This is a genomic window from Neobacillus sp. NPDC093182, assembly GCF_044754045.1.
This window is the reverse complement of the sequence record NZ_JBIVOI010000004.1, coordinates 251,948-265,711: the sequence shown is the minus strand read 5'-3', so window position 1 is coordinate 265,711 and position 13,764 is coordinate 251,948. Positions and strand designations below refer to the sequence as shown.

Sequence of the window (13,764 nt, the reverse complement as noted above, 5' to 3'; positions counted from 1 at the left end):
TGTTTAATAAATGAGTAAATTATTAGAAGTCAAAGATTTAAAAGTATCATTTAACACCTACAATGGTGAAGTGCATGCTGTTCGAGGTGTTACCTTTGATTTAAATAAAGGTGAAACATTGGCAATAGTAGGTGAATCTGGGTCCGGGAAGTCAGTAACCTCTAATGCGATCATGAGACTCCTTCCAGAGCCGCATGGCTATATTAAAGAAGGTCAAATCCTTCTTGAGGGAGTAGACCTTGCCAAAAAAACAAGCAAGGAAATGCAAAAAATTCGCGGTAAAGACATTTCAATGGTTTTCCAAGATCCAATGTCATCTTTAAATCCGACAATGAAAATTGGAAATCAGATTATTGAAGGTCTGATTAAGCACCAAAATATGAGCAAACAAGAAGCAAGAAAAACGGCTCTTGAACTTCTAACTCTTGTTGGGATTCCGAGACCTGATGTACGTATAGACCAATACCCTCATCAATTTTCAGGCGGTATGCGTCAGCGTGTGGTTGTAGCGATTGCGTTAGCATGTAATCCAAAAATCTTAATTGCAGACGAACCAACGACTGCGCTTGACGTAACCATTCAAGCTCAAATTTTAGAATTGATGAAGAGTATTCAACAAAAAACCGATAGTGCGATAATCTTTATCACGCATGACCTCGGTGTTGTAGCAAACGTGGCAGACCGTGTAGCGGTAATGTACGCTGGAAAAATCGTAGAAATTGGGACAGTAGATGATATTTTCTACAACCCTAAACATCCATATACTTGGGGATTGATCGGTTCTATGCCTACATTGGACAGCAGTGATGAAGAGCTTTTTGCTATTCCTGGCAGTCCGCCTAACATGCTTACTCCTCCAGTAGGGGATGCGTTTGCTCCAAGAAATCAGTTTGCTTTAGAAATTGATACGGTTATGGAACCGCCGATGTTTAAAGTTTCTGACACACATTATGCAGCAACGTGGCTGCTGCACCCAGATGCGCCTAAAATTGAGCCGCCTGATGCTGTTAAGCACAGGATGCAAGGTTTTGCTCAAACAGGTACTAAAGGCGGTGGAAAACGGTGACAAGAGAAAAACTACTTGAAGTAAAAAACTTACAAAAACATTTTGCTGTAGGTAAAAAGAATACGATCAAGGCTGTTGATGGTGTTAGCTTTGACGTATATAAAGGTGAAACCTTTGGTCTAGTTGGAGAATCCGGCTGTGGAAAGTCTACAACAGGGAGAACCATCATTAGACTTTATGATGCAACGGGCGGCGAAGTTAAATTTGCTGGTGAAGATGTTCACGGCAAGAAAAATAAAGCCCAACTGCTTAAGTTTAACCGTAAAATGCAAATGATCTTCCAGGATCCGTCTTCATCCTTAAATCCTAGAATGACGGTATTGGATATCATTGCTGAGGGTCTAGACGTTCATAAACTAGTAAAAAATGATGCGGAGCGCAAGGCGAAAGTTGAAGAATTACTAGAAGCGGTAGGTCTAAACAAAGAGCATGCTACTCGTTTCCCACATGAATTTAGCGGCGGGCAAAGACAGCGGATTGGTATTGCTAGAGCGCTAGCAGTAGATCCTGAGTTTATCATTGCCGATGAACCTATCTCTGCACTGGATGTTTCTATTCAAGCACAGGTAGTCAATCTGCTTAAGAAACTTCAAAAAGAACGTGGATTAACGTACCTGTTCATCGCTCATGACCTATCAATGGTTAAATATATTTCCGATCGCATTGGCGTTATGTATATGGGTAACTTGGTAGAATTAGCGGAAAGTGATGAATTATACAACAATCCTATTCATCCATATACAAAATCATTGTTATCTGCTATTCCTCTTCCAGATCCAAGATACGAGCGCACGCGTAAACGTATCAGCTATGATCCGACTGTACATGATACAGATGGTGAGTTTGAACTAAGAGAAGTTACACCAGGCCATTTTGTACGTTGTACGGCAAAGGAATTTGAAAGATACCAAAATGAGCAAAAAAATAAATAAGCAGCAATTAGAAAAGAGTGTTGAAAAATCAACACTCTTTTTTTATGACTGAAAATGTGTCATCTCGACACTTTCATTTTTTTCTTTTAGGACTTTATACAGCATATCAATGTGCTCGTTGTTTTTTGTTTCTACGGAAATTTCAAGACCTGCATATCCTGGATATATATTTTTGCCCATTCTATTGAGATTGACGGATTGAATGTTTGCATCTAGATCGGTTAATGAACTTAATACTTTCTGAAGTTCGCCAGGTTTATCCTTTAGGGTAATGGTAAAAGAAGCATAACGTCCCGACTCAACTAATCCGCGTTCAATGATTCTTGAAATAAAATTCATATCAACATTTCCACCGCTTAAAACCGCAACTACTTTTCTTTCCTTCAATTTTACTTTCTCATAGAGAAGTGAGGATAGTGAACAAGCACCAGAGCCTTCTACTAACAGCTTGTTTCTTTCTAAAAGCATGAGCATCGTTCTGGCAATTTCCATTTCATCTACACAATAAATATCATCCACATACTTTTGAATGATTTCAAATGTTCTTTGTCCTGGTTTTTTAACAGCAATACCATCTGCCATCGTAGGAGTGGATTCAACCATCACGGGTTTCTTTTCTTTTAAAGAAGTTTTCATGCTCGGGCAGGCAAGCGCCTGAACTCCATATACGGCTATATGGGGGTTTTTCTCCTTCACGGCTAGTGCAACTCCCGCAATCAGCCCGCCGCCTCCTACAGGGCAAATAATAGCCTCTACGTCTTGAAGTTGGTCAAGTATCTCTAATCCAACTGTTCCTTGTCCGGCAATAACTGCCTCATCATCAAAAGCGTGAATAAAGGTGGCGTTCCTTTGCTCTTTAAGCTCTAAAGTATAGGCAAGGGCATCATCAAAAGTAGCTCCTTCTAAGAGTACCTGTGCTCCATACTGTTTCGTAGCAAGCACTTTACTAAGGGGCGCACCCTTCGGCATCACAATCGTACAGTCTACACCAAGCATTTGGCTGGAATAAGCAACCCCTTGTGCATGGTTGCCTGCTGAGGCAGCTACTACACCCTTTTGCAGTTCTTCCTTTGACAGCGAAATGAGTTTATTATAAGAACCCCTCGCTTTAAAGGACCCGGTCTTTTGAAGGTTTTCAAGCTTTAAAAATACTTCATTATGAGAAAGCTGACTAAATGTCTTGGAGTAGTCTAAAGGCGTGGTATGGACAACCCCCTTCATCTTTTCCCTCGCAATGATAATATCATCTACATTCACATTTCTTCCTCCTGTTTACATACTTTTTCTTAGGGTGTACTGCTAAAAAGTAAACTATGAATTATTTCTGGGAAATAATATTAATATAGAGGTTTAGTACTTTTGTTGGAGTGATGATGATATAAATATCCTAATTTTTAGGAAAAAAGGAACATGGAAAATCCTAGTAAAATTGGAACTTTAGGAATAGGTGTTTGCATCTAATTAACTATATATTCCAAAAATTCTATATGTTACTATTATTTGGAAAACATATAGAAATAAAAGGGAGGAACCAGAAGTTGAAAAAGAAAAAATTATTATCCATTCTATCAACTGGTGCATTAGCTCTATCACTTTTTGCTCCTTTATCAGCTAATAATTCAAAAGCAGAGGCTGCGGCTTCTACAACGCCAAAATGGGACGTAGAGCGTTATGGAGATCGTGTAGATATTGATGGTCAATTAAATCTACTAGCTAACGACGCTTCCTATTTAAAACAAGCAGAAAAGAAGATAGCTGAGCAAGCTGCACAGATTAATTTTAATGAGGATCTATCATCAAGTAGTGCAACTGCCAATAGTAGTTTTACATACGATGGTGGTACGAAACAATTCTTAAATAGAAATTTGAAGTTCAAACCATTTACATTACGCAGCGTAGGTGAAAATGTTGAAATTTGGGTAGCGAATGACCTTGCATTCCCAGCAGGAGATTCTCGCCCGGCGCATGTGGTTACACAAGAGCAAGTAGATAAACTACGAGATGAGTTTGATAAAAATATTTATCCGAAAGCAACAGCGTTCTTTGGAACACCTGACGTTCATGATGGATCAAAATCCCCGTTAGCTGGAAAAAATGTTCCAGCTGGATACTATGAGGGAAGCGACAAGGTTATCATGTTAGTCGATAATATCCAAGATGATAATTATACTAACCCTAGTTATCCATTCTTTGTTGCTGGTTTCTTCTGGCAAACGCTAGAAAACTATATTGATAGAAATATCATTACAATTGATACAAACAGTTGGGAAACTCGTTTAGAGTCTACCTTCTTCGGAACAACGATTCATGAGTTACAGCATTTAATTCATGCAGACAATGATGGCGCAGAAGAGACATGGTTAAATGAAGGAATGTCTACTTTCTCTGAATATCTCGGAGGATATGGACATGATGATAGGTCTATTAATTTCTACTTAGACCATCCAGAGAATTCACTAGTAAATTGGGATGAGCACGTTGGTGCTACAACAGGACCAGAAACTATTGCTGACTATGGCCAGGTTTACCTATTTACCTTATATATGAATGACAAGTTCGGTCAGGAGTTTATTCGTGACTTAGCTTTGAAGGATACACAAGGAATTAATAGTGTTAACGAAGTATTAAAAGCACATGGTTATGATCTTGATTTCACTCAAGTTTATCAAAACTTCATTACTGCATTAGCATTAGACTCTGATAGAGTGGGTAATGGAGTATATAATTTTGACAGTATTGACCTTCGTAACCTTGTTGTTGACAATGAGGGAACAAAACGTGGAAAAACAGTAGACTATGAAGGTGCAGTTAAATTTGAAAAAGAAGGCGTTCCAGCATGGGGCGGCGATTTTAAAGAGTTAGATTTCCAAGATAAGATTAGAAGTATTTCCTTTGAAGGAGTAGATTTCCTTTCAACTCCATGGCAATCAGTTGCAGACCCTAAAAATGCTACAAACAAAGTATTGTGGGGCAGCGCTGGAGACGAAGCAGATAATGCAATTATCCTTGAAGCCGATCTATCAGGGGTTAATACAGCAACATTAAACTTTGACAATTACCTTGATATCGAAGAGCAGTGGGATTTCGGAGTGGTTCAAGTATCAACGGATGGCGGTAAGACTTGGAAGAGCTTATCAAACGAAAACACCCGCACTGACGTTGTCGAAGAAGGCTATCCTAAAATTAAAGAAAACGTACCTGGTTTTACTGGTAATTTAAAAACTTGGCAAGAGGAATCGTTTGATTTAAGTGAGTACGCTGGTCAAAAGGTATTGGTTTCCTTCCGATACTTAACAGACTGGGGTCACACTGATAGTGGCTGGTTCATTGATAACATTGCAATTCCTGAAATCGGTTATAGCAATGATGGCAGTTCTACAGACGGTTTTAAATCTTTACAAGAGATAGCTGGACAGTATGTAAACTACACTGTAACATTTATCAACGAAAAGGAAGTTGGTAATAAAAAGGGTGCAAAGACGAATTACAAAGTGATCACAGTTGATCCATTCAATGTAACAGAAGAGGATGCATTAACTCTTAGACAGTTATTTAAAGATGGTAAGAACTATATGATCACATCTTATGCAGCACCTGCGGATGATAAAAATCCAGTAGACTTTTCATATGAAGTTCATTTAAAAGAGAATTCTGCAAAGAAGAAGTAAGTACAGACCGGATAATGACTTAAAATAGTCGTTATTCGGTTTTTTTATTATAAAAATGACTCCGGCAAGCACCGGAGTCACCTAAAGTAGTTATTTAAATATTAACACTTTACCAACAGTACCATCAGAGCTTTCTCCAACAACACGGAATTTTAATCCGTACTTTGGAACATTACGTCCTGCGTCAACTAGACCAGGGTTACTGTAGTCTGCGCTGTCATCGAATAGTGGGTTACGTTGGGTAAAGTTATCGGTCATAGTAAATTGACCTGGATAGTTTAAGAACATTTTCTCTGTTTTGTTTAGGCCAAATGCAGCATCATGCATTTGGTAGCGAGTAGAGCCAAGGGCTTTATCACTCCAAGAATTGACATGCTGATCAGCGTCCACAACTCCAAGGAAACCATTACCAGGGTGTACTCCAGTCCAGTTATCTCCATAAGTTTCATCAACATACCAAACAACTAAACCTGGGTCATAGCTCATTAAACTCGCTCCGCGGCGAATGTTCTTTAACCCTTGGTCAACACCATTATGGGATCTCCACTCTAATAGATAGTAGTGGGTAGCTACAGTTTTACCATTATGCTTAGCAAAATCATCTAGTGTAAATGAACTTTCGCCTTCGGCCCCATCAAATAATACTTCAGTTCCATTTGCCTTTACTGATATATTGTCAACAAAGAAGCCCTCTAAGTTAGCTCCCCAGTCTGACATAGAACGGAACTGGAGCTTAATTTCCTTCCCAACATAGGCAGATAAATCAATGTTCTCATGAATCCAACCATTACTTGAACCCGTGTATCCAGGGAGATTTGCTTTAATAGCTGGATACCCATCTTCAACAATATCAGAGGTAGTTTTTTGTGTTGATAAAGAAATCCAAGTGCTTCCACCATCAATTGACACCTGAACCATTGCAAAATCCCAATTCTCTTCAATGTTATACCAAGCATCGAAATCAAGAGTTGCTGTAGTAGCACCTGTTAAGTCAACCGTTGTTACCATTTTATGGTCGGCTTCATCACCTTTACCGCCATGGTATTCGAATTCACCCGCTGGTGGGGTGTTAATCACGTTTACTTTTTCAGGTAAATCAATTCTGACAGCGTCATTATTTGTGCCCTTTGAGTTTGCTTGATCAAGTAGAATTTCAGTACCTTTGCTGGTTACATCTGCTTGATTAATAGTGAGTCCAGTTAACCAATTACTACCTGGCATAGAGGCATGTAAAAATTCTCTAGCATATGGGCTAAATCCAGTTGGTTCTGTTCCAGGAACTTTACCTGCCCAGCTTCCGCCAGACATGATAGACCAATACTCAATTGGCTCACCAGCTCCAGAATAAATGGTATCATATTCATCAGGAAGTCCTAAGTCATGCCCATACTCATGAGCGAACACACCTGCAGCACCATCTGCAGGTTCAATAGTGTAGTCATAAGCTGCTAACCTACCTCCCCAGTAAGGTACGTCAGTTGTGGTGCCAGGAAGTGTTGTTACATTTTCTAGACTTGAACGGTGTGACCATATGGCATCTTCTTCTAATGAACCGCCACCAGCTTCTTCACCGACACTTGAATGGACTACCATTAAGTGGTCAATTAGTCCATCTGGCTCACGATAATTTTCGTCTCCATCCAAATCATAACGGTCTTCTTGGTCATACGTGCTTAGGTTAACAGTTTTATCTGCAGCAACAGCTTTAAGTGCTTCGGTTACAAGACCACGAGGATCTTTGTCATTATCGCTAGAGTTATTTCCACCATATGCAGCAGCAGGTTTAGAGGCCATGTACCAACCCGCCACTTCTCCATCAATGGTATAACTTCCCCCAGACTGTTGTTCATAGTATTGTTTAACTGAGATTAACTTTTCACCATTAGGCCCGGTATAACCATCATCACCAAATACCATGTCGGTGTAATGCTGTTTTGTGTAATCTTTATAATACATATCTGTTTCATTTTCACCGATACTATTGTGAGGGAAATCAGGATATTCAATAAGTAAGACTAGGACATTGTCTTTTCGTTTACCACCTGTCCAAGATTCCACTTTAACTGAGTCAACAGTGCTTTTCTTTGCTTGCCCGAGTTTATTACCTTTGCCACTTGTTAATCCGGCCTTAGCCAAATTATCCTTTAAAGTACTTTGTAATTTTTTTTCTTGCTGAAGGAGCCCTCCGGTTTCTTTTGTTGCACCGGCCGCTTTATTTTTTAAGAATTTTTGCAGCGCTTTTTCAGCCTCTGCAGTGGTAGCATTTTTAGCAATCGTGCCGTTTTTCTTGAGCATTTCTATTAATCTCTCATCGTTTGCAATGCCCAAGTCGATTGGAGTACCGTAAGTAGCGCCTTTAAAATCTGTAGCCTTTGCATTTGGAGGGACTGAGGCAACATTAAACAACCCTAGTCCTAAGGATAGTGTTAGGGCAGTGGATAGTATTTTTCTCTTCTTCATATAGAACCTCCCTTTTTCTATTTACCCCTTTTATAACCGATTACTACTATGTACTCATACCTCCTTATAAAAAGAATCTACTAATCTTAAAATTGTTCGAGTCCCTAAGAATATAGTAGTGTAATATGATGATATAATTTAGTTTGAATATTGTGAATATTAAAATAACTAGTTACAAAAATAGAAGTAATATTACCAAAAACGACAACAGTCTTCGAGGATTAACTGGACTATTTTACAAAAAGTTCCAAACGAATAATACGAAAGGGTTTTCATTGTAACGGAGAGCTGGAAAAAACCTGAGCTCAATTTGAACTCAGGTTTTTGTAAAATATTATTGTTGCTTAGCTTCACTAAAGCTATAGTAGAACTTAGCAGTAATAGAACCATCAGCATTTTCTTTAATATCCGTTACATGAATTCCAGAGTCTGCTGGAGTAGCGCTGTAGCCCTTCCAGAAGTAGTAGGAACCAGTATGAACATTTGAAGAGGTCGGTGTGATCTTCGCGCCTGTCTTAAAGAAGTCCCCGGCGTTACCACGGTTTAAGTTCTTTTCTAATTCATATAATCCATCTGCTTGAAGAAGAGATAATCCGTAGTGTGTTACAACAGTGCCGTCACTTGCTGTTTGTGATTGATTAAACTGGAAGCGTTTGTTCATCCAGTTTTCAACGTTGTTTGGACGGAAGCCGGCAGTTTGGTATAGGTTGATGATGTTTTCATCTACATGCCAAGCTAATAAACCGTGGGAATCTTCGCCTTGACGGACTAATCCTTTATTAAAGCCATCTTGCTGTACGTTTTCAAATAAGAAATACTCTGTTCCGTTAGATCCAGGAACCTCCATCTTTACGATACCGTTTGTAGCACTGGCTTTATTAATAGCCGGTAAGGTAATTTCTTGGACTCCATCTGTCGGTTTAACTTCTTTTGGCTCAGCCCATCCAAGGAAAATCTTTGAGAATGGATCAAAATGAGTTGGTGAGTTACCAGAATAGGCATTGTTATCCGGATAGCGCATCCAAGAACCGCCAGCCATCATTGAGTAATTTCCAACACCTTCAGAAGTATAAAGAGTATCATAGAAGTCAGGTAGACCTAATGCATGTCCAAATTCATGAGCATATACCCCAGCTTGTGCAGGATATGGACCGGTTTTCAAGGCTTCGTTATATCCGCCAGTTGTTAAGTCGAAGCCGGCAACGTTACCGCCAATAGCAGGCTGGATATTATAGTTATTTACAACAACGCCATCATATGTCATATCTTCGGCAACAGTTTTATTAATCCAGGCACTTTGACTCAGACCTGCATGAACATCTGCTGGTTTACCAGTTTCATAGTATTTACCATAGTATAAGGCACTTAATAAACTCCATTTGTGAGACCAGAATTGTGCTGGGTCTTGGCTCCACTCCGCTCCTGTTCCTTCGTGAACAACGAAAATGTTTGGCACTTCACCGTTTTCTGCATACTTCGAAAAGTCAATTTGGTCATCTGCTGCTTTTAATAGGTCACGAACGAATTCTCCTGTGTGAGCATCCCCGTTAACGTTTCCTAGTACATATTTGCCGTTTTCAGCATACTTGCCTTCTTGGTCTAAATAATAAGAAGCACCTTTAGGAAGTTCTACCCAAACAAACTCGGTGTTTTCATTGCGAACTAAATTAATAGCTCCATTACTAGACTCCTTATAAGCATTTTGCATAGTACGATCGGTTGGAGCTTTCACACCGTTATATTCAGCATATTGTTTGAATGCTTCTAATTCATATGGATTATATTCTGTTCCAAATATTAAATCCTCATAGTATTTTGCAGGGACTTGTCCTTTATAGTCGCTGACTGGTTCATCGCCTTCCTTATATTTTGCTAGAATAACAAGAACCGGTACATCACCTGTTGCCTCTTTATATGCTACGTGATTATCGCCTGGCTCCTGGAATTTAGTTCCTATATTAGCCTTCTCTGCAGGGTCGACCTTTGATAAATCGACTCCCAGTTCCTTAGCTTTTGCAGCTAGTTCTGGAGCAGCTCCAACGAAATCAGCTGGACTTATAGTGTATGTACTTTTTGTTGTGGATGGTGCTTCAGTAGGTTGAAAGCCTGCTGCCACAATACTTCCAGCTAATGCTAGAATTAGACCGGTTTTTGATAGTACTTTTAACATGAGCGTCACTCCTAAAATTATTTGAGAATTATAATATATCAGAATTATCAGAAATGAAAGAGAAACAAAAGACCCAATTTTGTTATATATTTAGGAAGACGAAATACCTAATTTCTAGCAATATTTTGTCATAGTAGTTTTAAGGAATAGTCTAGAGCTATGCGAAGATGCAGATACTAATAATGTTCTGAAAACACGTCTATGCTAAGATAGAGAGTATATAGAAAGAGAGGGAGGTTTATAGATGACAGAAGCAGCTCCTGTTTTAAAAAAGTTGAATTTTAAGGATCAAGGACAGCCGGTATTAGTAATCAATGCACCAAAGTCTTATGACGATATTAAGGCAGCGTTTGAAGGGGAGGTTCATCAACAGGCTGAGCTAGAGAAGTATGATTTTGTTCAAGTATTTGGAATAAGTAATCAAGAACTTCAATCACATGCTAAAAACGCGGTATCTTATGTGAGCGAGGATGGATTACTGTGGCTATGCTACCCAAAGAAATCTTCAAAAACCTATAAAGGCTCTGATTGCAGCCGTGATACGGTAACAGGTATGCTCTCTGAAGAAGGTTTTGAACCGGTCAGACAAATTGCCATTGATGAAGACTGGTCTGCATTAAGATTCAGAGAGCCTGAAAAAATTAAGAAAATGGTTCGAACCTTTGCTGTAACAGAGGTCGGTAAAAAACGTACGGAGCAGGAATAGACTCTCTTGAATGAGGGTCTATTTTTTTGTTTACAAAAAACGTTTACGTGTTTACGTTAATGTGCACATGTTTACGAGTCTGTTTACATCGCGTTTACAAAAACGTTTATACGTATACAAAGCTGTACACATGCCGGTATAGAGCCTTGCGCATAGACTTGACAGCGTTGTATAAGGAATTAATTAAAACAATTAAATAAATTTCAAGTATTAAAGCAGCTGCTATTAGTGATTAAAGTACCAAAATCGTATGCTGAGGTTAGAGCGCATTTGAAGGTGAAGTCCTTTAAGTGGATGAACAGGTGATGTATGATTTTTCTCAGCAATTGGAACAAGTACTCATAAACTTCCATCACATGCAAAAAATGCGGTTACTCATTTGAAAGAGGATGGTTTACTTTGGCGCTGCTGCTATCCAAAGAAATCATCGAGTATCTACAAAGGGAAGGATTGCAGCCGTGAACCAAATAGGGATATTCTCTCTGAAGAAGGCTTTGAGCTCGTTCAACAAATCACCATTGACGGTGACTGGTCCGTGTTAAGGTTCCAACAACCTGATCAAATTAAGTAAATGGTTCGAACCTTTGCTGTTACAGAAGTAGGTAAAAAAAACGTAGAGAGCTGTAATAGACTCTCGTCAATTGAGGGTCTATCTTTTGTATACGAAATACGTAAACGTGTTTACAATAACTGTATACTTGTTTGCAATCTTGTATACAGTGCGTTCACAAAAATGTTTACATGTATGCAAACCTGTACACATATTGGTATATAGCTATGTGTACGGTTTTGTATACATGTAAACGCTGGTGTGTACAACGATTACGTATTGTTTACAATTTTACACTTTGATTTCTTTTGGACTTCATGATTGAAGAATCTATCAATCTCCTATAATCTAAAAGTAGAATGTTAGATACATATCTTCATTAACATCTAAATTAAGAGTATGAAAGGATGACAATTTTGAATAATACTAGAATTGCAGCTATTGATGTTGGAAATGATTCGATTAAGGCGATTTTTGGAGAAATGGAATATGAGCTAAATATTCCTAATATTATTGCCAGGGATACTGAAGACCGCCCTGTAATTGGAATTGAAGAATTAGATGACAAAAATCCACTGGATGGTATTCATATTAGAGTACACTCCCCTGCTTTGAAGGATAATAATGCTATTTATCGTGTTGGAAATCTCGCAACAAAAAGTTCTAATGGAACTGAATTAGATCCTGGAAGCAGCAAGTCAGAGGAAGACCAAACTTTAGTTCTTCTTTTTACTACATTAGCATTGGACGCGGTGATGGAAGGAAATAAGAACAATTTCCGTCAAACGAAAAACGTCATTGATGCGAACTACACACTTGGAACAGGCCTCCCTCTTCGTGAAGTTAAGGAAGGGAAGGATGCTGGCTACCGCTCGAAGTTAATCGGTTCTGTTCACCAAGTAGAGTTTCTTGTTACACCTAAATACCAGGGTTTAAAAGTAAACATCAAGTTTGATGAAATAAAAGTATACCCTGAAGGCTTTGCTGCCTATATTAACCTAGTTATGGATAATAACTTAAAAATCATTAATAAGGATTTAATCGATAAGCGTATCTTGATTCAAGATATCGGTGGATTATCAACAGATATTGCAGTTATTAAAAATCGAAATGTGGATGATGATAAGGCACAAGGCTTTAATCTTGGGGTTTCAGAATCATTGGAAGCAATCCGTGAAGAAATTAGGACAAAGCATGGTGTTGAACTAGACAGCCGCCGCGATGTTGTTGATATCATCACGAAGAAAAACGACCGAAATCATATCATGGTTAAAGGTAGCAGGACCAGTGTTCACGATATTACTGACCGCATCTTACTAGATTTAGCAAAGAAACAATATCGTTTATTACGAAATGTTTGGTCAAAGAACTCCCAAACAGAAATTTGCTACTTTGTTGGCGGTGGTGCAACCGTATTAAAGGATTATCTTAAAACATTAAATAATAATCTCGATGGTTTTAATATTGATTTCTTTGAAGATGAAAAAGAGAGTATTTGGATGATGGCAAATGCGTATTACAAACTCATCATGGATTACGTTAGAAAAACAGAGAAACCAAAGGCTGAACAACCTAAAAAACCTGTTACGAATTAATAGGGTGATAAAATGAAAAAAGCTGGATCGAATGAAATTCAGCGGGGACAGGCGATTTCCTTCCGTGTCCCTTCTGATACACCTGACCATTTAATTAAGCAGCTGCAAAAATTAAAGGAAACCGAAAGAAGAAATTTTTCAAGCAAAATCGCTGAGTTTGTAATGGAAGGTGTCGGTAACGTAAATGCGAGAGAACGCGAAATGATTACCGTTCCTCTGCCGAAACAGCTGACGAAGGCACAGCGAGACTGGCTGAAGCACGAGCATTCAGAGGCCCTATTAGGGAGTATCATCTATCAATTAATATCTGATCCCGTTCGATCTACTTCTCTGCTCGCAAGTTTAAATAGCAGATCGGTTGATATTGATGAAGCTTTATACCTGCAAGAAGAAGTATTTCCTGAGAAACATGATATAAGTTCCTACCCAGAAAATGATAGTGTTGTAGAGGAAACGGCTGCTTCTATCGATTTATCCGATATGGATGATGACTTAGATGAATTTGATTGGGAAAATGCCAAACCTTTGATACAAGAAGAAAAGGTTGAGGAAGAGCCAGATTTAGATGACCTCTTGGGTGGATTTTTAGCGAGTATGAATAAATAGAAAAATGGACC

General features: G+C 38.8%; 10 protein-coding genes. 7 read left to right on the top strand and 3 right to left on the bottom strand.

All coding sequences use genetic code 11. The features are described from left to right. Positions 1 to 10 precede the first annotated feature (10 nt). Together ACIQAA_RS10365 and ACIQAA_RS10360 are read left to right on the top strand one after the other, a co-directional pair. A complete protein-coding gene (locus ACIQAA_RS10365) occupies positions 11 to 1,066 on the top strand; it encodes an ABC transporter ATP-binding protein (RefSeq protein WP_402618541.1) in 1,056 nt (351 codons plus the stop codon). Continuing rightward, positions 1,063 to 1,998: an ABC transporter ATP-binding protein gene (locus ACIQAA_RS10360; RefSeq protein ID WP_402618539.1), complete on the top strand. Its 936-nt coding sequence runs from the start codon at positions 1,063 to 1,065 to the stop codon at positions 1,996 to 1,998. The genes ACIQAA_RS10365 and ACIQAA_RS10360 overlap by 4 nt, the downstream gene beginning before the upstream one ends. A gap of 42 nt (positions 1,999 to 2,040) precedes the next feature. Here the strand turns inward: ACIQAA_RS10360 and ilvA are convergent, their stop codons facing one another. Further along, complete coding sequence (gene ilvA / locus ACIQAA_RS10355; RefSeq protein WP_402618731.1) at positions 2,041 to 3,219, bottom strand: threonine ammonia-lyase; 1,179 nt, start codon at positions 3,217 to 3,219, stop codon at positions 2,041 to 2,043. A 317-nt stretch (positions 3,220 to 3,536) separates the two neighbouring features. Between ilvA and ACIQAA_RS10350 the strand changes: the two genes are divergently transcribed. Then, positions 3,537 to 5,666, top strand: a complete 2,130-nt coding sequence (locus tag ACIQAA_RS10350) for a peptidase M6 (protein ID WP_402618536.1) — start codon at positions 3,537 to 3,539, stop codon at positions 5,664 to 5,666. A 90-nt stretch (positions 5,667 to 5,756) separates the two neighbouring features. Here ACIQAA_RS10350 and ACIQAA_RS10345 read toward each other — a convergent pair whose 3' ends face one another. Then, on the bottom strand, positions 5,757 to 8,126 hold the full coding sequence (locus tag ACIQAA_RS10345; RefSeq protein ID WP_402618534.1) for an immune inhibitor A domain-containing protein: 2,370 nt from the start codon (positions 8,124 to 8,126) through the stop codon (positions 5,757 to 5,759). Between the two features lie 334 nt (positions 8,127 to 8,460). After that, entirely contained in the window at positions 8,461 to 10,296 is a 1,836-nt protein-coding gene (locus ACIQAA_RS10340) for a M6 family metalloprotease domain-containing protein (protein WP_402618531.1), read from the bottom strand. Positions 10,297 to 10,540: 244 nt separating this feature from the next. On the opposite strand from ACIQAA_RS10340, the gene ACIQAA_RS10335 reads away from it, so the two are divergent. The 4 genes from ACIQAA_RS10335 to ACIQAA_RS10320 all read left to right on the top strand — a co-directional run bounded on the left by ACIQAA_RS10335 (position 10,541) and on the right by ACIQAA_RS10320 (position 13,753). After that, a complete protein-coding gene (locus ACIQAA_RS10335; RefSeq protein WP_402618528.1) occupies positions 10,541 to 11,002 on the top strand; it encodes a DUF3052 domain-containing protein in 462 nt (153 codons plus the stop codon). 379 nt (positions 11,003 to 11,381) lie between these two features. Further along, a complete protein-coding gene (locus ACIQAA_RS10330) occupies positions 11,382 to 11,573 on the top strand; it encodes a hypothetical protein (RefSeq protein ID WP_402618526.1) in 192 nt (63 codons plus the stop codon). A 395-nt stretch (positions 11,574 to 11,968) separates the two neighbouring features. Then, positions 11,969 to 13,147 carry an Alp7A family actin-like protein gene (locus ACIQAA_RS10325; RefSeq protein WP_402618524.1) on the top strand — a complete coding sequence of 393 codons (1,179 nt, stop codon included), beginning with the start codon at positions 11,969 to 11,971 and terminating at the stop codon, positions 13,145 to 13,147. Between the two features lie 12 nt (positions 13,148 to 13,159). Beyond that, positions 13,160 to 13,753: a hypothetical protein gene (locus ACIQAA_RS10320; RefSeq protein WP_402618522.1), complete on the top strand. Its 594-nt coding sequence runs from the start codon at positions 13,160 to 13,162 to the stop codon at positions 13,751 to 13,753. Positions 13,754 to 13,764: the final 11 nt, after the last annotated feature.

Excerpts from the sequence above, each read along its gene's own strand:
- ACIQAA_RS10365 (WP_402618541.1), top strand. The coding sequence starts at position 11 with ATGAGTAAATTATTAGAAGTCAAAGATTTAAAAGTATCATTTAACACC.
- ilvA (WP_402618731.1), bottom strand. The coding sequence starts at position 3,219 with ATGAAGGGGGTTGTCCATACCACGCCTTTAGACTACTCCAAGACATTT.
- ACIQAA_RS10345 (WP_402618534.1), bottom strand. The coding sequence starts at position 8,126 with ATGAAGAAGAGAAAAATACTATCCACTGCCCTAACACTATCCTTAGGA.
- ACIQAA_RS10340 (WP_402618531.1), bottom strand. The coding sequence starts at position 10,296 with ATGTTAAAAGTACTATCAAAAACCGGTCTAATTCTAGCATTAGCTGGA.
- ACIQAA_RS10335 (WP_402618528.1), top strand. The coding sequence starts at position 10,541 with ATGACAGAAGCAGCTCCTGTTTTAAAAAAGTTGAATTTTAAGGATCAA.
- ACIQAA_RS10320 (WP_402618522.1), top strand. The coding sequence starts at position 13,160 with ATGAAAAAAGCTGGATCGAATGAAATTCAGCGGGGACAGGCGATTTCC.